The organism is Bacillus sp. ISL-45 (genome assembly GCF_018613195.1).
Lineage (GTDB): Bacteria > Bacillota > Bacilli > Bacillales > Cytobacillaceae > Mesobacillus.
Map to the genome: position 1 here is coordinate 55,337 of NZ_JAGGQQ010000002.1, position 18,705 is coordinate 74,041.

The window sequence follows — 18,705 nt, forward strand, 5'->3', positions numbered from 1 at the left end:
GTTTTTTATTTATTCATTTATTATCGGTACAAACACTTCCAAATGGCTCTGTAGCACTTTCGCCTTAAATGGCAATGGCTCTCCTTCTTCACCGTCGATATTCACCACATGGTGTTTGCCGGAAGTTACATTAAGGAAGGAGCTTCGTATATATTCTACTTCTTCACTTTCCTGCAATTCTCCCTTCATAAGGGATGGGATCAGTGCAGCAATTTTCGGGACAGACATCTTTTTAATAATGAATGCATGAAACTTTCCATCATTCACGCTGGCTTTAGGGGCAAGGGCCTCAAACCCGCCAACAGAATTCGTTAGTGCAGCAATCAGCAGGAAAGTTTGGCCTTCCCATTTCCCGCTATCATGTTCAACGCATAATTCGATTGTCTCACCACTTAGGAACGATTTCGCCCCTTCCATAAAATAAGCAAGTGGACCAAGTCTTGTTTTCAATTCAGGACTCACACTATAAGAGGCTTCTGCAATCGCACCGACTGCTATGACATTGGCGAAGTAATGTTCATTGATTTTGCCTATATCTACTGGCCGGAGGTTTTGCCCATCCAGAATAGAAATAGCTTCATAGGGGTCCAGCGGAATGTTGAGAGCCCTGGCAAAATCATTGACCGTACCAAGTGGGATGATGCCGAGAGCAGGCCTGTGGGCTTGTTCAGCCAGTCCATTTATCGCCTCGTTGATTGTCCCGTCCCCGCCCATGGCAATGACAGCATCGTATAAAGCAACGCAGGCTTCGGTAGCAAATGCAGCAGCATCGCCTTCTTTTTCGGTTCTTCGAATATCTATATCATTGTACTGATTTCTTAAGGTTTCCTCTATTTTTTCAGCGTAGTCAGCCGCTTTTTCTTTTCCTGAAGATGGATTCAAAATAATCATGGCTTTCATCCAGGATTAACCTCCCCAAAATCTATTCACAGAAATAAGTATTTTATCAACCCTATTATTTACCTTAAAATGAATCACTATAAACCGCTTAGTCCGGGAGTAGGAATGGCACGCATTATTACAGAAGTAAAAAATGAAGCAAAACGATGATTTAGTGAGAAAGGCTGTGATTTGGTATAAATAATGCTTTAAATTGAATAAAAAGAGTCATTTTTGGCGTTCTGTTCTTGTTTACAAGTAGAATATGGGAGGAGTATGATTACAACAGTTTCAGATTTCTATACAAAATTAAATGAGTTTCATATTTCTAAATCGCTGAATCCAATTGGAGCGGGGGAACCAACTTTGTGGATGCAATCCACTTGGGGTGAGGCCTGAATGATAGGCGGGGCTATTCTGAGCCCTAATCCGACAGCTAACTCCGTAAGCGTTGCAGATGAGGAAGATGAAGCTTGTGTGACAGGTTTGTTCAAAGTCCACAAGGCTGCTATCTTTTAGCCTCTGTGGGCTTTTTTGTTTTGCTGTATTTTAGATATGCCGGCTATTTGAAAATTCCAGTTTGAACAAAGTCCCTGCAAAGAAATATTAGACGCATGGTTTCCTCATACTAAGGAAAGAAGGAAGGATCATGAGGAGTAATTTGTTTTTCAGGATGGATCCGCCGAAAGTACTTGTTTTTGGATTTGGAGCCATTATTTTGTTTGGGACAGTGTTGCTGTCATTGCCATCTTCAACAGTCGATGGCAAAGGACTTCCTCTTTTAGATGCGTTATTTACGGCAACTTCAGCAACCTGTGTAACAGGCCTTGTCGTCGTGGACACAGGCGATACCTTTACGCGGTTTGGGGAAATGGTCATCCTGTCGATGATCCAGGTCGGCGGACTGGGGTTCATGAGTTTCGCCACTTTGCTTGCATTTATTTTAGGGAAAAGAATTTCCTTTAAAGAAAGACTGATCATCCAGGAGTCATTGAATAACGCGACGGTAGAAGGGATTGTCAGGCTTGTCAAACGAATCTTCCTTTTTACAGCGGCAGTCGAAATCGCTGGCGGAATCATCCTTTCTCTGAGGTTTTCACAGGAGATGGCTGCGGGCAAAGCGATTTATTTCGGTTTTTTTCATGCCGTATCGAACTTTAATAATGCTGGATTTGATTTGATGGGTGGATTCAGTGGGCTCACTGCATATGCTGAAGACCCGGTCGTCAATCTTACCATGGTCACTCTTATCAGTTTGGGTGGGATTGGATTCATTGTCATGAATGAGCTTTTTGACTATCGCAGGACTAAAAGGCTTTCCCTGCATTCAAAAGTCGTTTTGGCATTATCAGCTGTTTTGGTGTTTGGAGGAGCTGTCCTGATTTTTATCCTGGAATTTAACAATCCTTCCACCTTGAAGCCGATGACGATGACTGGTAAAATATTCGGAGCGCTTTACCAGGCTGTCACACCGAGGACAGCTGGATCCAATACAATAAATATCCCTGACTTGAAACAGTCGACCTTATTTTTGATCATCTTCCTGATGTTCATTGGCGCTTCGCCGGGTTCTACGGGCGGAGGAATCAAGACCACCACCTTTGCAGTCCTGATTGGTGCAGTCAGATCACAAATTCGCGGCAGGGAGGATATCACATTCTTTGGCAGAAGAATGGACCTAAGCATTGTCTCCAAGTCGTTGACGATTACAATGATTTCACTTTTTTTAATAGGATTGGTTACAATGGTGTTGACTGTCACTGAACCAGGTAAAGATTTTTTGATGATATTCTTTGAGGCAGTTTCAGCCTTTTCAACAGTAGGGCTTTCAATGGGCCTGACCCCTGAGCTGTCACCATACGGAAAAATATTAATAACGATTACGATGTTCGCTGGCCGGGTTGGTCCGCTGACACTGGCTTTTGCAGTTACGAAAAAAAGAAAAGAGGATCATTATCGATATCCAGCTGGAAAAGTGATGATTGGGTAGGAGGAAGTTATTATGGCAAAGCAGTTCGCAGTAATTGGTATGGGACGTTTCGGCTCCAGTGTAGCGACCACTTTTTATCATGAAGGGCACGAAGTTCTTGCGATTGATAAAAGTGAACAGCATATCGAGGACTATAAGGAGTTTGTTACCCATGCGGTAATCGGTGACTCAACGGATGAGCAAACGTTAAAGGCTGTAGGAATCAGGAACTTTGATACCGTCATCGTGGCGATCGGGGACGACATCCAGGCAAGTATCCTTACTGTACTTATTTTAAAAGAAATGGGTGTTGCCAACGTTGTTGCCAAAGCCCTTAACAAACACCATGCACAAGTACTGTTCAAGGTTGGCGCCGACAAAGTCATCTTCCCGGAACGGGATATGGGGGAGAGAGTCGCCCACCAGCTGATGGCATCACCCAATGTACTGAACTTTATCGAGCTATCGGATGACTATAGTATCGAGGAAATCAAACTTCCGATGAGCATGGCAGGGAAGAACCTGATTGAAATTAATTTGCGTGCCAAATATAATATCACGGTTATCGGCGTGAAGACCGCTAACAAGGTCGACATCTCTCCAGATCCAGAGAAAACGCTTAGAGCAGAGGATATCCTGATTGTATTAGGCGAGAATGGCGATTTGAACAGGTTTACAAAAATTAAATAATGTAATCGAAGCAGGCTGGGTAATCACAGCCTGTTTTTATATTTTTTAGAAAATTGATAAAAGATAGACTTTATTTTTTGGCATAAACAATAATTAGCAATGGTCGATGAATAAGATATAAATTTAACTGAAAAGGGAGCAGGACACCAAGATGAAACGAATCATGTTTGTGCTTATAATCGTGACACTACTCGCAGGAGGGCTTGCTGGATGCACCACTACCGAGTTGAACGCAAAAGAAAGGGTAAAAATTGGCATTATGTTGTCTGACGTCGGACTAGGTGACCAATCTTTTAGTGATGCGGCGTTTGCCGGCCTGACAAAGGCACGGGACGAACTTGATATTCTTTTTGATTATCGGGAGTTGCAGGAAGCAGGAAGCTATGAGAAAGGATTCACGGAGTTGGTGGAAGAGGGAAATGACCTTGTCATCGGTCTTGGCTTCATGGTTCTTGAAGACCTTGAAAAGGTGGCGAAAAAATATCCTGAACAACAATTTGTTCTTGTCGATTCGGTATCAGAGATGGACAATATCACATCGATTACTTTTAAAGAAGAACAGGGAAGTTTCCTGGCCGGTGCCGTAGCAGGAATGGTCTCAAAATCAAATATCATTGGATTTGTTGGCGGAGCTGATGTCCCACTGATCCACAAGTTTAAGGTGGGATTTGAGCAGGGAGTAAAATCTGTGAATCCAGAAGCCGAGGTTAAGGTTGAATACGCAAATGACTTTGGCAATGCAGAGCTTGGAGGGAAGATTGCTTCCGGAATGATTGATGAGGGTGCGGATGTCCTCTATGCTGCGGCTGGTTTCACCGGAGTAGGTGTGCTGAAGGAAGCGCAAGCGAGGATAAAATTCGCGATTGGTGTGGATAGCGATCAATACTTTTTTGCCGAAAAAGCAATCATTACCTCCATGCTGAAAAATGTGGATATCGCTCTATACGAAGTAGTAAAGGAATTCCAGTCCGAAAAGAAACTCGAATCCAGGCAAATCGAGCTGGGCATAAATGAGAAAGGAATCGGGCTAGCACCAATTCGTGTGATCAAACTGACACCAGAACAGGACAAGAAATTAAAAGACCTGGAAGAACAATTATCAACAAATGAAGTTTCAATCCAGCTAGATTAACAGCTGCAACTGGGGGAACCAAGATGACAATCAAGAAGAAATTACTATTGAACTTATTGCTCGCCATTGGCTTATCGATTGTGATGATTTCTTTCATCATTTACAGGATGCTGATGGTCCAGGCATCTAATCAGGACTATGTCCAGGTACTGCTGACTGTCCAGAATCTGCAGGCTGAAACATCGGCCGTAAAGCAATCGCTAAGCAATTTTTCCTTCAATCCAACAGAAGGCAACAAGCAGGATGCTTTGGTGAAAATGGAGAAGACCTCGCAGACTTTTGCTCAGGCAAAAGAAGTGATACAGCAGGAGAACAGCAAAATCGTGCTGGAAAAGGCACTTGGAAAGTTCAGCACCCTGGAGTCTGAAGCTAAACAAGCTCTTGAGGACAAGGTAAGTGCTGAAGTTAAGCGTCAGTCACTGCGCAGTGAAGGAATCCTGAACGATTTGCACCTATTGAATATCCAGGTCAATGAATACTATGATTTTCTGCAGGAGGATTTGAAGAACCAGATCCAATTCATCATCTTGGCGGCTGTCATCGGCAGCATCTTGCTTGTGATTGTTGCTGGTGGTATTGGAATCAGGCTTACCAGCTCAATCACCAGGCCGCTGAAGCAGATTGCCTTCAATGCCCAGGAAATCGCCAGAGGAAACTTGATGATCGAAAAAGTTCCTTACAAACACAGGGATGAGCTTGGAACTTTGAACGAGTCTTTTGAAATGATGGCAGCCCAATTGACATCCCTGCTGCAAAAAGTGAACATGGCAAGCAAGGAAGTGGAAGATTTCGCAGGAGAAATCGAGCAGGAAAATATCGCGCTGACGGAAATCTCCAACCAAGTGGCTATATCAACGGATGAGCTTTCTGCAGGTGCCCAGACTGTCTCGGAAGATCTTCAGCAATCAGTCGAGCTGATTGATGAAATGGATAAGGAAATCATGCTGAACCTCGATTACACCCAGGAATCTTCCTCGTATAGCCAGGAAGCGGTGGAAGCAATCAGCGCAGGCAGAAAAGCGATCGAGGGGCAAAAAGTCTTAATTACCGAAAACAAAGAAGCCTCTGCTTCAATCCAGGCAGCGACTGATCAGTTTGCAGGCTATGCGGCAAAAATCCAGGATATGGCCCAAACTGTTTCAGCCATCGCGGATCAGACCAATCTGCTGGCATTGAATGCGGCGATTGAAGCAGCAAGGGCAGGAGAAGCCGGAAAAGGATTTGCAGTCGTTGCCTCAGAGGTCAGGAAGCTGGCTGAAGAATCCAACAGAGCCACAACACAAATCTTTGATATGGTCAATCTCCTAAAGACTGGACTTGAAGGAATCGGAGAAGCGGTAAACAAAGGCGGAGCAATTGCAGAAGAGCAGATGGAATCAATGAGCCTGACAATGTCTGCTTTTGTGAATATTGAATCGAAGGTAAGCGGCATCTCAGAGAAAGTTACTAAGCTTGTCAAAGGTATGGAAGCTTCGAAGGAATTGGGAGCCAGGGTTCTGCATAATGTTGAATCGATCAGTGCGGTCGTAGAGGAAACAGCCGCTGGAAGCGAAGAAATCTCCGCATCCACAACGGAACAATTATCTGCATTCGGCAACCTTTCGAAAAAGGTGACAGACCTGAGGAAGCTGACAAATGAATTGAATGTATCCGTTTCAGTTTTTAAGTTTAATAGATAATAAGATGAGTATCATAGCCTTAGGGCTGTGGTACTTTTTTATATGAGGCTGTTTTCGTAAAGGTTGTTGTTAAAATCCTAAAGCCGATTTTAACGTAATATAAGGATCGGTAATAAGTTTGCGTGCTCTTTTCTCACAAAAGAGTCTACTTTGCGAGGAAAAATAGGTCATTTAATCATATTTGGTAGTCAATAGCAACAAAGTATGAGAAAAGAGCCTTATATGAAGAGCTATATGCAGCCGAAACTGCAGAAATGCTGCTTGGTCCAAATATTCGTGGAGTTTGCCGAATTGATCAAAAATTGGCAGGGATAATTAATAATTCGTCAATACCTTGCGTGGCGGGGAGAATATGAAGCATCTGAATGGCGAAAATTACGATGAAATAGGCCCACACGGTAAAAAACTTGAATTTGACATGCAGTATTGATTATATGAGTCTATAATTAAAAACAAGATATAAGTATAGATTGAATAGATTGCTGTTCCTGGAACGGTACACTTTTGAGGCTGGATTTGATTTGATTTCATAAGGATACGATTAGTTGCATCAATAATAGATTAGAAGGTGAAGTTTTGAAGCAAAGAGATTTATTCTTAGCATTTTTTCGCGTGGGAATCCTTGGATATGGCGGCGGCCCGTCTTCGATTCCGCTTGTACATAAGGAAGTGGTTGAAAAATATAAATGGATGGATTCTGATGAATTCGGTGATGTTCTTGCTTTGGGAAATGCGCTGCCAGGTCCAATTGCCACAAAAATGGCGGGCTACATTGGCTATCGAGTAGGCGGATACCTTGGTATGATCAATGCCCTTGCAGCAACGATGATTCCAGCAATTATCCTGATGATCCTGCTGCTGACCGGTCTGAACTCATACAAAGATGAGCCTTGGGTGAAAGGAATGGCAGAGGCTGTTGTTCCAGTTGTTGCCGTCATGCTTGCTGTCCTGACATGGGATTTTATCAAGAAGTCAGGTAAATCAAACCTTGGTTGGGCGTGGACAGCTGTGGCGCTTATTGGCAGCCTGGTTCTTCTTCAATTCTTGAATCTGCATCCCGCTATTTTAATTTTTGTCTTGCTGCTCGGTGCCTTGCTGAAAAAAGACCCTGCAACATCTGAAAATAAACAAACAGGAGGGGAGCAGCAGTGATTTATTTCCATATATTTTTGGCCTTTTTTATTCCAGGGATTTTAGGATACGGCGGCGGCCCTGCCTCCATTCCATTAATCGAAAATGAAGTCGTTGACCGATATGGTTGGATGTCAGTCAATGAATTCAGTGAGGTGCTGGCGATGGGGAACGCCCTGCCTGGCCCGATTGCTACCAAGATGGCTGGGTATATCGGATATGCAGAAGGAGGAATCCTCGGAGCTATAGTTGGGGTATTTGCCACGGTAGCACCATCCCTAATCCTGATGATCAGCTTGCTCGGTTTGTTAATGAAGTTCAAAGATTCACCCCGTGTCAAAAGGCTGACAATCGTCGTCCGCCCTGTCATTGCCGTCCTTTTAGGAGTCATGACCTATGATTTCTTTTTCTCTTCCTATGAGGGGGTCGGGCTGATGCAGACCATTCTGATTGGCGGAATCAGCTTCATCCTGATGGAAAAATTCAAAGTCCACCCTGCCTATGTCATCGCAGGATCCCTTGTTTACGGTGCCCTTGTTTTATCGTAAACAAGGGGTTTTCTTTTTCAAAAAATAATTCCCTTACTCCTGCAGCCATGTAAGCGGTAACATGAGAAAAACCTCAAAAAACTTTGTTGACAAATAAATCAGATAGACTTAATATTTCAATTATCGAAATTAATTAAATAAGTTACTTATCAAGAGAGACTGAGGGATTAGGCCCTATGACGTCCGGCAACCTCCTTTTGGGAAAGGTGCCACTTCCTGCAGAATGTTTTCATTCTGAAAGATAAGTCGTATAGATGTTTACGATGCCTCTTTCTTTGAATGAAAGAGGCTTTTTTATTTTTAAAAAACGGGGGTGCAAATCATGATTGAAGTGAAAAACCTGGTCAAGATTTATGAAACAAAAAAAGGGGCGGTTACTGGTGTTGACCAAGTTTCATTAAAAGTAGAAAAGGGAGAGATTTACGGAATTGTCGGATACAGCGGAGCAGGTAAAAGTTCTTTAATCCGATGCCTGAATCTTCTTGAAAAACCAACATCCGGAGAGATACATATTGACGGTCTGGAGCTTACTTCTTTGAACAAGAGTGATCTGAGGAAAGCGCGCCTGAAAATCGGGATGATCTTTCAGCACTTCCATCTTGTCAGCGCAAAGACAGTTAGTGAAAACATAGCCTTTGCACTGAAAGCGGCCGGCATTCCGAAACTGAAAATCAATGAAAGAGTGACGGAGCTTCTTGATATGGTCGGGCTTACTGATAAAAGAGAAGTCTATCCGGCACAATTGTCAGGCGGACAGAAACAGAGGGTTGGTATCGCCAGGGCGCTGGCGAACAATCCATCTGTGCTCTTATGTGATGAAGCTACTTCTGCTCTGGATCCAAGCACAACGAAATCAATTCTATCCCTGCTTAAAAAGATTAATAGTGAATTGGGCATCACGATTGTCCTGATCACCCACGAGATGGAAGTCGTCAAGACCATCTGCGACAGGATGGCTGTCATGCAAGACGGGAAAATCATTGAAGAAGGAGAGGTGTATGAAGTCTTCGCGAATCCGAAACAAGCACTCACAAAGGACTTCGTCAACTCCATCCTTCAATTCGACCTGCCGGAAAGATTGCTGGAGGAGCGTCGAGGGAAAATGATCAAAATCTATTTCCAGGGTGAGATTGCCGAACAGGGAGTCATTTCTGATGTGTTCCAGACCTATAAGGTTCGCGGAAATATCCTGCATGGAAAGATTGAATATATTCAGGATATTCCATTGGGAGTTTTCATTATGGAGGTTTCGGGCGACCAGCTGGAGATTGACCGGGCGATTGCCTATATAGCGGCAAGGACTAAAAATCTGGAGGTGATTGATGATGCTGCTTGATAACCTGATTACATTGCTGCCTGAATTGAATAAAGCATTTTTTGAAACGATCTATATGGTCGGCATCTCCATCCTTGTCGCCATCATCGTTGGATTGCCAACAGGAGTCCTTCTTTTTGTCACTGACAAAGGACTGTTCCTGGAAAACCAGCTTTTTAAAAATATTGCCGGCTTCATCGTCAATATGATCCGTTCGGTTCCGTTCATTATCTTGCTGATCGCCCTGCTCCCGCTTGCGAATTTGATTGCTGGCACGACAATTGGTCCGACTGCGGCATCTGTTTCATTGTCGGTTGCGGCCATTCCATTTTTTGCCAGAATCGTTGAGCAAAGCTTTCGGGAAATTGATAAAGGAGTCATAGAAGCTGCGGTTGCGACTGGCGCGACTCCATGGATGATCATTAACGATGTACTGATTCCTGAAGCAAAGCCTGGCATTGTCCAGGGTGTAACCATCACAATTATTAGCCTTGTTGCCTATTCGGCAATGGCCGGCATTGTCGGCGGAGGTGGAGTCGGTGACCTGGCGATCCGCTTTGGCTATTACCGATACGACAATACCATCATGATCACAACAGTCATTATCCTCATCTGCCTCGTCCAGCTGATCCAATTTGGTGGAGACAGGATTGCAAGATTAGTAGACAAAAGATAAATATTAGGGGGTTCTTTTAAAATGAGGAAATTATTATTGTTTGTACTGTTATTTTTATCAATCGGGCTGCTTGCCGCATGCGGCAGCGACTCAGCATCCAACGGCGCTGCGGAAGCAGACGCCAAACAAGTGACATTCGGTGCGACATCCGGTCCATACAGCGATATGGTCACAAAAGGGATCAAGCCGCTCCTTGAGAAAAAAGGCTATGAAGTGAAAGTAATCGAGTTCAGCGATTACATCCAGCCGAACCTGGCTTTGTCAAAAGGTGATCTAGATGCTAACCTGTTCCAGCACAAGGTTTATATGGAAAACTTCGCGAAAGAACATAAACTTGAGCTATCGGAAGTCATTGTCGTGCCAACCGCGCCAATGGGGATTTACTCAAATAAATTCAATTCACTGGATGAAGTCGCAGACGGTTCTGCCATCGCAATTCCAAATGACCCAACAAATGCAGCGCGTGCCTTCCTGATCCTTGAGGACGCTGGATTAATCAAGCTTGATCCTGATGCTGACCCACTGACAGTTTCTGAGAAAGATGTAAAAGACAATGTCAAGAACTTGCAGTTCAAGCCGATTGAAGCAGCACAGCTTCCAAGAGCAGTAGAAAGCGTCGACCTATCAGCAGTACCAGGAAACTTTGCCCTTGCAGCAAAAATGAACCTGCTGGACGCGCTTCAGCTTGAAAACATGCCAGACCAATACCGTAACCGCGTGGTTATCAACACAAAGGATCAGGATGCCCAGTTTGCAAAGGACATCAAAGAAGTTGTAGAATCCGCTGAGTTTGAAGAAATCATCGATGAAGAATTCAAAGGTTTCGGAAAGCCAGAGTGGATGAAGTAGGAAAGTCATAATAATGAAGTCCCGGCAGCCAAACTCCCGGGACTTTTCCTTTTTTATAGCTTTCTCCCCTATAAATTGGTTAAAATATTGAAGAGACTCTTTTTAGGAATTACTATTTTTTTCTTTTAATAGTAGAAATTTTTGGCATGAGGCAGAAAGGTACCTTTATGAGCTCAAATGAGGTTTCTCATTCTGAGAGGATTCAATCTATGGCCCGGCTGCAGCCTTTACGCCAGAGAGGTCACATAGAAAAAATCTATAAGCCCGAAATGAAGTCCCAAGGGATGAAAAGGTCACATAGAAAAATTCTATAACCCCAAATGAGGCCCCGGGGCATGAAATGGTCACAGAGAACAATTAACAGTAACAGAGGGAGATATATGGAAAAACGTGATAAGAGATCTAGACATTTAGCGGCTATTTCGCTGGCGATTATGGGAGCGGGGTTCCTTGCTGCGATTCCGTTTCAGGATTCATTGATCGGGAAATTGCTGATGGGCGGCTTTGAAGCTGGTCTTGTCGGGGGACTTGCTGACTGGTTTGCCGTTACAGCGCTATTCAGGCACCCGATGGGAATCCCGATTCCGCACACGGCACTACTGCCGAAGAATCGTGATAAAGTAACGCACGCGTTAATCAACATGCTTGAGAATGACTGGCTCACGAAAGAGAGCATCATGGAAAAGTTCAAGCAGATTCATATTCTTGATAAAATTTTCGAAACGGTTGAGAAGGAACTGCATTCTGAGTCTGTTAAGAAAAGCATCCAATCATTCAGTCTGGATGTTGCGGGGAAAATAGACATAGAAAGATTTGCACCGACGATCGAACAAGAAGTCAAAGGCTTCCTGCTATCAGCAGACTCTTCCGATTTTTTTCAAAAAGCCTCAAGCCATATACTGGCAAAGAAATATGACTCGGCCGCTTTTGACTATGTATTGCAGGAGACGGAAAAATGGGCGTCGCAGGATGAAGCGAAACTGGTTCTTGGCAAACTGGGCAAGCAGGCGATCGATACAACGGAAGCTGACGGACTTTTGAAATTCGCGATCCAGTCGTTCAGCAATATGATTACTGAAGAAAAGGTCGGCAATATTTTGCAATCATTCATTTTAAAAAGAATGAAAAACCTGCAGCAGGAAGATAATCGCTACCGCCATATGATTCTTGATAAAATCCGCCAAGAGCTTGGAAGCATCAGTGAGCGTGAAGCTCTCATGTCGGAAATCCAGGCCTGGAAAAACAAGATGGTCGAAGAGATGGACTTAACCGGACAAATCAAAGGTGTATTGGCAAAGGCAAAGGAGCGCACAATTGCTTTTATCGAAAAAGACAGCTTTGTAGATGATACGGTTACACCAGTGGTGAAAAAGTTCATTGAAGAAATCAAAGCTGACGATAAAAAGGTAACAGCGATCGAAACCTGGCTCCATGCAAAGATTGCAGGGTTGATTGAAAGAAACCATTCTAAAATCGGCAAGCTTGTCAGAGAAAATCTTGATAAGCTCGATACAGAAACACTGATTGACATGATGGAAAACAACGTGGGAAAAGACCTGCAATGGATCAGGGTGAACGGAGCCGTCTGCGGCTTCCTGATCGGGATTGGCTTGACGATCTTCAAGCTTATGGTGATGTAAAATAGTAATATGAGGCCAATCCAATGGGTTGGTCTTTTTTAATGGCTCTTTTCTCAAACTTTGTCGCTATTGACTACAAAAAAGGATTGTAATGACCTATTTTCTCTAAAAAATTGACTCTTTTGGAAGAAAAGAGCATGCAAACTTAATACCGACCAGCAAAATGGCCTTATTTTACGTTAAAATCTGCTTTAGGATTTTAACAACAATCTTTACGAAAACAGCGTTCTTAGTGAAGTAAATGGTAAAATGATAGGGGGAGGGATCGGCATGGCTAAAAGGAAAACGCTTGTAACTGTCATTTTAGTTCTGGTGAGTGTCATCCTTTTGACAGGATATTGGGCTTATCATCACAAAATCCTGTCAGGTAATTATGATAAATTGGCAGTCAGCGGCATGGATGGCACAACAATTCAGGTTATAAAAGACCCGGACGAGATTGCCAAAATCATAGCAGACATAAATGGAAGCCCAAGGACCTTCAAGTATAATGACGGACTTACATACGATTATCTGCCGCACGGTGTCTTGACTTTTGAAAATGAAACTGAAAAAGTGCAGATAGGGTTTATTTTACAAACTGGAAATACGATAACAAAGTATTGGGAAATCCATACAGAGTTTTCTTTTGGACAATAGGGGGGGATTGGCAAAAATGGAGAAGGTAAATATCAACGAAAAGTTTTCGCTTTTCAGTGATTATTGGAGTCCAAAAATTGCGGGGGAAATAAATGATATGCATGTAAAGTTCGCCAAGCTGAAAGGTGAGTTTATCTGGCATATGCATGAACATGAGGATGAGATGTTTCTTGTTGTAAAAGGTGAGCTTTTGCTTAAATTCAGAGATCGGGATGTACACCTGAAAGAAGGGGAATTCATCATTGTCCCTAAAGGTGTTGAGCACCTTCCTATAGCAGAAGAAGAAGCACATGTTATCTTTTTCGAACCGAAATCAACCGTGAATACAGGCGAAGAATTGAATGAAAGAACGGTTTCCGATCTTCCAACAATATAAATAGATGAAAAGGCTCGGTCAGTGACCAAGCCTTCTTTTTATGGTTAATCTTCAATTTTTACAAGTTCAAAACCCGTTTCTTTCCACACATAACGGATTCCATGGACAAATGTGTTGAAAGTCGGAACATTAACGTGCAAACCATTTAGCACGATTGATTTGGCCATTTCAGGACGGATCCCTACATAGATGGATTGAACACCCATAAGCTTCAAGGCATTGATGACCTGCTGCAGTCGGAACGCGATGGATGCATCAAGTTCATCCGAAACTCCGGTAAAATCAAAAATGACAAATTGATTTCCCTGCCTGGCGCTGTGGGAGAGGATTTTGTCACCAAGAAGCACCAGTCGGTCTTCAGTCAATTTTCCCATGACCGGAACCAGGACAGCTGAGTCGACGGATAGCGGGATGACAGGCATATCAAGAACTTGCAGCTGTTTCCTGTTTTCCTCCAGTGCCTCTTCGAATTCAGTGATATCTTTCCATGTAAGGATAAATCCGCTTTCCTTGCCATCATGATTAGTAAGTCGATCTACCATAATTTCGGCTGAAAATTTATTGAACAAAGTGATGCTGGCGGAATGAGGAAAATTCCCTTCGACCAGGATTTTCTGTTGACGGCTGCCATGGAACTCTCCTAAATTCCTGCCAATGAATTCTTCTGGATCAGCAATCCCTACATAAGGGCCAATTTGCGCTAATAATTTCAGGGCAGAATCATTGATGAAGACAATTTTGTATTCTTCATCAGCAATGAAAATATTTTCATTGATTTTATTTAAAAGCTGGTGAGTTTCTAGTGCACCGAGGTTGAACAAAATAATCGCTCCTATTCTAATAGGCGTTCTATGTAAAATTATAGCTAAGTTTTCCAGTTGGGACAAGGTATACAAAAGCCCCCTGCTATTAGCTCAGGAGGCCGAAAATTTATTTAGTGGCTGCTTTCTGTTTGAAAATGGTTTTCCGGATATACGGGATCACCCAGTAGTCCAATCCATACTTCCCTGCGTTAAAACCAGCGAAGAGAATGATGAAACCGAAGAATATATCAGTTGGATTATGGGATACGGTTCCGGCTAGAAAGAAGCTGAAATTCATTACTAAGCCGAAGAACATTGAGGCAGTGGTCAGGCAGCCAAGGATGAGGCCCAGGCCGACGAGGAATTCACCGACCGGCACTATAAAGTTGAATAGCTCAATGTTTGGCAGCGCGAAGTTTTCCAGAAAAGAGACATACCAGCCATAAACCATGTTCCCATCAGGACGTTTTACCGGATTGGCGACGGCATTCTTCAGGTATCCAGTTGCGTCAAATCCTTCCCCGGTCATTTTATGCCATCCAGCAACCATCCAGTTATATCCGAGCCAAAATCTTAAAACAGTCAACAGGCCAGCGGCAATCTTGTTTTCCCTTAACCAATCAGCAATCATATCAATCGCTTCCCTTCAAGGATGAAGTATTATTTGATTACACTACAATATATTAATCTTCTATTTTAAAATGCGGGCAGGAAGTCTTTGTTCACATATTAGAAAAAACATATTGTCAGGATTTTGAACACTTTGTGGAGAAGATGACAGTGGCAATGCTTGGCGGGGGCTAGGGAAATCATGGTGGAAGCAAAAACTAGTATAGGCAGATCCGTAAAAGAAAAAGAGCCAGGCAAATGCCGGGCTCTCTGATTATGATTTCAGTTAAACTGCTTTATATGCAGCTTCAGTTTCGCGTTTGAATACAGTTTTACGGATGAAAGGAACGACCCAGCGGTCTAAACCGTATTTGCCAGCGTTATAGCCAGCGAACAGGATGATGAAGCCGAAGAAGATGTCAGTTGGATTGTGAGATACTGTTCCGGCAAGGAAGAAGCTGAAGTTCATCACCAGGCCGAAGAACATGGCTGCAGTTGTCAGAGTTCCGAGAATCAAACCAAGACCAACAAGGAATTCTCCCAGAGGGACAATAAAGTTGAAAAGTTCGATATTCGGGAGCGCAAAACTTTCAAGGAAGTTTACATACCAACCATATACTGCGTTTCCGTCTGGACCTTTTACTGGATTGGCAACTGCATTTTTTAAATATCCAGTTGCGTCAAATCCTTCACCCGTCAATTTTCCCCATCCCGCAGTCATCCAGTTATATCCGAGCCATACCCTAATGACAGTCAACAGGCCAGCAGCAATATTGTTTTCTCTTAACCATTTAGCGAACATCTAAATCGCTTCCCTTCAAAAATAAGTAATTATTGATTACACTTACAATATATCAGAATCCGAAATAAAAATGAGTTGATTGTGAAGTTGTTCACACAAATGCAACAACAAATTGACGGAATATTGAACAAGAAAATTTTTAAAAGGATGGATTGGCAACAGTGCCTAAACAAAGCATGGAATTTAGAAAGGATGAATCATATGGATCAATCATCAGGAGCAGCTCAGCAGCCACAGGGCACTGAAAAAATTTGGAGCAAGGACTTTATGTTTATATTCCTGGCGAATTTCTTTATCTTCCTGGGTTTTCAAATGACCTTGCCTACCATTCCGTTGTTTGTGGAGCATCTGGGCGGAAATGACCAGTTGATCGGGTTTGTCGTTGGGATTTTCACATTTTCGGCATTGCTTGTACGCCCATTTGCAGGATGGATGCTGGAAACGAGAGGCAGGGGGGTTATTTACCTGACAGGCCTGGCCATTTTCGTGGTTTCTGTAGGCACATTTGGATTTGCTTCAGGAATCGCCTTCTTGTTTTTAATGCGGATTGTCCAGGGGGTTGGCTGGGGATTTTCCACGACAGCATCTGGTACAATCGCAACCGACTTAATACCACCGCGGCGCAGGGGAGAAGGAATGGGATATTTCGGTCTCTCTGGGAACGTTGCGCTCGCGATGGGACCGACGCTTGGTCTGGCGCTGGCTGCGGCAATCACATTCAAGCAGTTATTTTTAATCAGTGCCATCCTGGGTCTTGCTGCCTTCCTGCTGGCATCAAGGATCACCTATAAAAAGGTGGAAAAAACGGAAGAGAATAAGGTCAGGCGCAGATGGGATGTATACGAAAAGTCCGCCCTGCAGCCGTCATTGCTATTATTGTTCATTACAACCACATTTGGAGGAATCGCTTCATTTCTGCCCCTTTACTCAGCACAGAAGGGAATTGAAGGGATAGAATGGTACTTTTTTATTTTTGCGATTACCCTAATGCTTTCCCGGTCCTTTGCGGGCAAACTCTATGACAAAAAAGGACATGGCGCCGTCTTCCTGCCCGGGACAGTTTTAATTATGATCGCCATGATCCTTTTAGCCTGGCTGCCAAACAGCCTGGTGATGTTCATCGCAGCCGGCCTGTACGGATTCGGTTTCGGCTCAGTCCAGCCGGCACTTCAGGCATGGGCAGTACAGGATGCACCGATGAATCGAAAAGGCATGGCTAACGCAACCTTCTTCTCCTTTTTCGATTTGGGCGTTGGTGTCGGAGCGATGACTTTTGGCCAGATCGGTCACTGGCTTGGCTATGGCAGCATCTACATCGCTTCCGCCATTTCCGTTTCCGTTTCGATTCTCCTCTATATTTTGATGATGAAACGTCCTGCTGGAAAATAGACCTGTTCCAATTTTGGAGCAGGTTCTTTTTATTTGAAGGAGATTTCTTAACAGAGTAAAATACAGATATAGGTATATATTGGAATTAAGGCAGCCCCCTGCACTGATGTTTTTTGACTTTTAAAATATATGGTGTGGGGTATAAGAGAATATAGTCTTCATAAACCTATTAAAATGAAGGAGGAGTTCATATGTATTTCAAGTCATTTTTTGATGACCAGCTTGCACATATGTCTTACTTGATCGGCTGCCAGAGAACGGGCGAAGCGATTGTCATCGACCCGGCAAGGAATATCCAGCCTTATCTGGACATCGCCAAAAAAGAGGGCCTCAAAATCTCAGCTGCAACAGAAACCCATATTCATGCAGATTATCTGTCAGGAGCAAGGGAGCTTGCCCATCACCATGGCGCGAAGCTGTATGTATCCGATGAAGGGGATAAGGACTGGAAGTATCAATATGTCGACCAGTATGAGCATGAATTGCTGACAGAAGGCTCGACGTTCAATATTGGAAATATTTATTTTGAAGTCATCCACACGCCGGGCCATACACCGGAAAGCATCTCATTCCTGTTGACGGATAAGGGCGGCGGCGCCAATGAGCCGATGGGAATTTTCACGGGAGACTTCCTGTTCGTGGGCGATGTAGGCCGACCGGATCTTCTTGAAAAGGCGGCAGGCATCAAGGATACATCCGAAGCGGGTGCACGCCAGATGTTCGAATCGCTCCGAAAAGTGGAAGAGCTGTCTGACTTCCTGCAGGTATGGCCAGCACACGGAGCAGGAAGCGCATGCGGAAAATCCCTTGGAGCTGTGCCAATGTCCACTTTAGGCTATGAAAAAAAATTCAACTGGGCTTTCCAAATCAAAGAAGAGGATAAGTTTGTTGAGGAGCTGCTTGCCGGACAGCCGGAGCCTCCGAAGTACTTTGCCCAGATGAAAAAGCTGAATAAAGTAGGCCCTGAACTGCTCAGACATGAGGAAACGCCTAAAGTGTCATTATCTGACGCAGGGGATGCAGTGGTTGTCGACACCCGTCCGGCAGATGAGTTCGCCGAGGGACATGCTGAAGGAACGATCAATATCCCCTATAATAACTCCTTCACGAACTGGGCAGGTTGGCTGTTAAACTATGACCAGGACATCGTATTGATTGGTGATCCGGAAAAACTGACTGATGCAGGAAAATCCCTGCAGTCAATCGGACTTGACCAGGTCACAGGGTATATTGACCCGAAAGAGCTCAGCGGCAGCCTGGAAGGTTACAAGACCATCACCGCCAGCGAGGCAAAAGAAATGATGGAAGACGATAACTACTTTGTCATCGACGTCCGCAATCAGAGCGAGTGGGACAGCGGCCATATCCCCGGTGCCCATCACATGATGCTCGGAAACCTGACCGACAAGCTTGACGAGGTGCCAAACGACAAGAAAATCATCGCCCACTGCCAGTCAGGCGCACGTTCCGCGATCGGAACAAGCCTGCTCTTGAAAAACGGCTACAAGGATGTAGTCAACCTCGAAGGCGGCTACTCCGCCTGGGAAGAAGAAGGACTCCCTGTTAAAAAGGATTAATA

Annotated in this window: 18 protein-coding genes and 2 riboswitches; of the genes, 14 read left to right on the top strand and 4 right to left on the bottom strand. The window is 43.9% G+C overall.

What is annotated here, in order from left to right; translation table 11 throughout:
* Positions 1-9: 9 nt before the first annotated feature.
* Positions 10-900, bottom strand: coding sequence for a diacylglycerol/lipid kinase family protein (locus J7E35_RS01500; RefSeq protein ID WP_214776453.1), 891 nt, complete (start codon positions 898-900; stop codon positions 10-12).
* Positions 901-1,203: 303 nt separating this feature from the next.
* Positions 1,204-1,345, top strand: a riboswitch (cyclic di-AMP (ydaO/yuaA leader).
* Between the two features lie 183 nt (positions 1,346-1,528).
* Here J7E35_RS01500 and J7E35_RS01505 point away from each other — a divergent pair.
* From J7E35_RS01505 to J7E35_RS01560, 12 genes are all read left to right on the top strand, one after another.
* Positions 1,529-2,869 carry a TrkH family potassium uptake protein gene (locus J7E35_RS01505; protein ID WP_214776454.1) on the top strand — a complete coding sequence of 447 codons (1,341 nt, stop codon included), beginning with the start codon at positions 1,529-1,531 and terminating at the stop codon, positions 2,867-2,869.
* Positions 2,870-2,881: 12 nt separating this feature from the next.
* Complete coding sequence (locus J7E35_RS01510) at positions 2,882-3,538, top strand: potassium channel family protein (protein ID WP_214776455.1); 657 nt, start codon at positions 2,882-2,884, stop codon at positions 3,536-3,538.
* Between the two features lie 151 nt (positions 3,539-3,689).
* The gene (locus J7E35_RS01515) at positions 3,690-4,670 is read left to right on the top strand and encodes a BMP family lipoprotein (RefSeq protein WP_214776456.1); all 981 of its coding nucleotides are present in this window, start codon (positions 3,690-3,692) and stop codon (positions 4,668-4,670) included.
* Between the two features lie 23 nt (positions 4,671-4,693).
* Positions 4,694-6,349, top strand: coding sequence for a methyl-accepting chemotaxis protein (locus tag J7E35_RS01520; RefSeq protein WP_214776457.1), 1,656 nt, complete (start codon positions 4,694-4,696; stop codon positions 6,347-6,349).
* 576 nt (positions 6,350-6,925) lie between these two features.
* A complete protein-coding gene (locus J7E35_RS01525) occupies positions 6,926-7,501 on the top strand; it encodes a chromate transporter (protein WP_214776458.1) in 576 nt (191 codons plus the stop codon).
* On the top strand, positions 7,498-8,028 hold the full coding sequence (locus tag J7E35_RS01530; protein ID WP_214776459.1) for a chromate transporter: 531 nt from the start codon (positions 7,498-7,500) through the stop codon (positions 8,026-8,028). Before J7E35_RS01525 ends, J7E35_RS01530 begins: the two co-directional genes overlap by 4 nt.
* Positions 8,029-8,171: 143 nt before the next feature.
* Positions 8,172-8,276: riboswitch (SAM riboswitch) on the top strand.
* A gap of 74 nt (positions 8,277-8,350) precedes the next feature.
* The gene (locus J7E35_RS01535; RefSeq protein WP_214776460.1) at positions 8,351-9,364 is read left to right on the top strand and encodes a methionine ABC transporter ATP-binding protein; all 1,014 of its coding nucleotides are present in this window, start codon (positions 8,351-8,353) and stop codon (positions 9,362-9,364) included.
* Positions 9,354-10,019 (top strand): methionine ABC transporter permease, encoded by a 666-nt coding sequence (locus J7E35_RS01540; protein WP_214776506.1) that lies wholly within the window; start codon positions 9,354-9,356, stop codon positions 10,017-10,019. Before J7E35_RS01535 ends, J7E35_RS01540 begins: the two co-directional genes overlap by 11 nt.
* A gap of 21 nt (positions 10,020-10,040) precedes the next feature.
* A complete protein-coding gene (locus tag J7E35_RS01545) occupies positions 10,041-10,868 on the top strand; it encodes a MetQ/NlpA family ABC transporter substrate-binding protein (RefSeq protein ID WP_214776461.1) in 828 nt (275 codons plus the stop codon).
* A 380-nt stretch (positions 10,869-11,248) separates the two neighbouring features.
* Positions 11,249-12,508 (top strand): DUF445 domain-containing protein, encoded by a 1,260-nt coding sequence (locus tag J7E35_RS01550; protein WP_214776462.1) that lies wholly within the window; start codon positions 11,249-11,251, stop codon positions 12,506-12,508.
* 270 nt (positions 12,509-12,778) lie between these two features.
* Positions 12,779-13,147, top strand: coding sequence for a hypothetical protein (locus J7E35_RS01555; protein ID WP_214776463.1), 369 nt, complete (start codon positions 12,779-12,781; stop codon positions 13,145-13,147).
* 16 nt (positions 13,148-13,163) lie between these two features.
* Positions 13,164-13,523 (top strand): cupin domain-containing protein, encoded by a 360-nt coding sequence (locus J7E35_RS01560; RefSeq protein WP_214776464.1) that lies wholly within the window; start codon positions 13,164-13,166, stop codon positions 13,521-13,523.
* Between the two features lie 44 nt (positions 13,524-13,567).
* Here J7E35_RS01560 and J7E35_RS01565 read toward each other — a convergent pair whose 3' ends face one another.
* The 3 genes from J7E35_RS01565 to J7E35_RS01575 all read right to left on the bottom strand — a co-directional run bounded on the left by J7E35_RS01565 (position 13,568) and on the right by J7E35_RS01575 (position 15,737).
* Positions 13,568-14,344, bottom strand: a complete 777-nt coding sequence (locus J7E35_RS01565) for an STAS domain-containing protein (protein WP_214776465.1) — start codon at positions 14,342-14,344, stop codon at positions 13,568-13,570.
* 109 nt (positions 14,345-14,453) lie between these two features.
* Positions 14,454-14,957 carry a DoxX family protein gene (locus tag J7E35_RS01570; protein WP_214776466.1) on the bottom strand — a complete coding sequence of 168 codons (504 nt, stop codon included), beginning with the start codon at positions 14,955-14,957 and terminating at the stop codon, positions 14,454-14,456.
* A 264-nt stretch (positions 14,958-15,221) separates the two neighbouring features.
* Positions 15,222-15,737 carry a DoxX family protein gene (locus J7E35_RS01575; protein WP_214776467.1) on the bottom strand — a complete coding sequence of 172 codons (516 nt, stop codon included), beginning with the start codon at positions 15,735-15,737 and terminating at the stop codon, positions 15,222-15,224.
* Positions 15,738-15,938: 201 nt separating this feature from the next.
* Here J7E35_RS01575 and J7E35_RS01580 point away from each other — a divergent pair, with 201 nt between their 5' ends.
* Together J7E35_RS01580 and J7E35_RS01585 are read left to right on the top strand one after the other, a co-directional pair.
* Positions 15,939-17,126: an MFS transporter gene (locus J7E35_RS01580; protein ID WP_214776468.1), complete on the top strand. Its 1,188-nt coding sequence runs from the start codon at positions 15,939-15,941 to the stop codon at positions 17,124-17,126.
* Positions 17,127-17,317: 191 nt separating this feature from the next.
* The gene (locus J7E35_RS01585) at positions 17,318-18,703 is read left to right on the top strand and encodes an MBL fold metallo-hydrolase (protein ID WP_214776469.1); all 1,386 of its coding nucleotides are present in this window, start codon (positions 17,318-17,320) and stop codon (positions 18,701-18,703) included.
* The last annotated feature ends 2 nt before the right edge of the window (positions 18,704-18,705 follow it).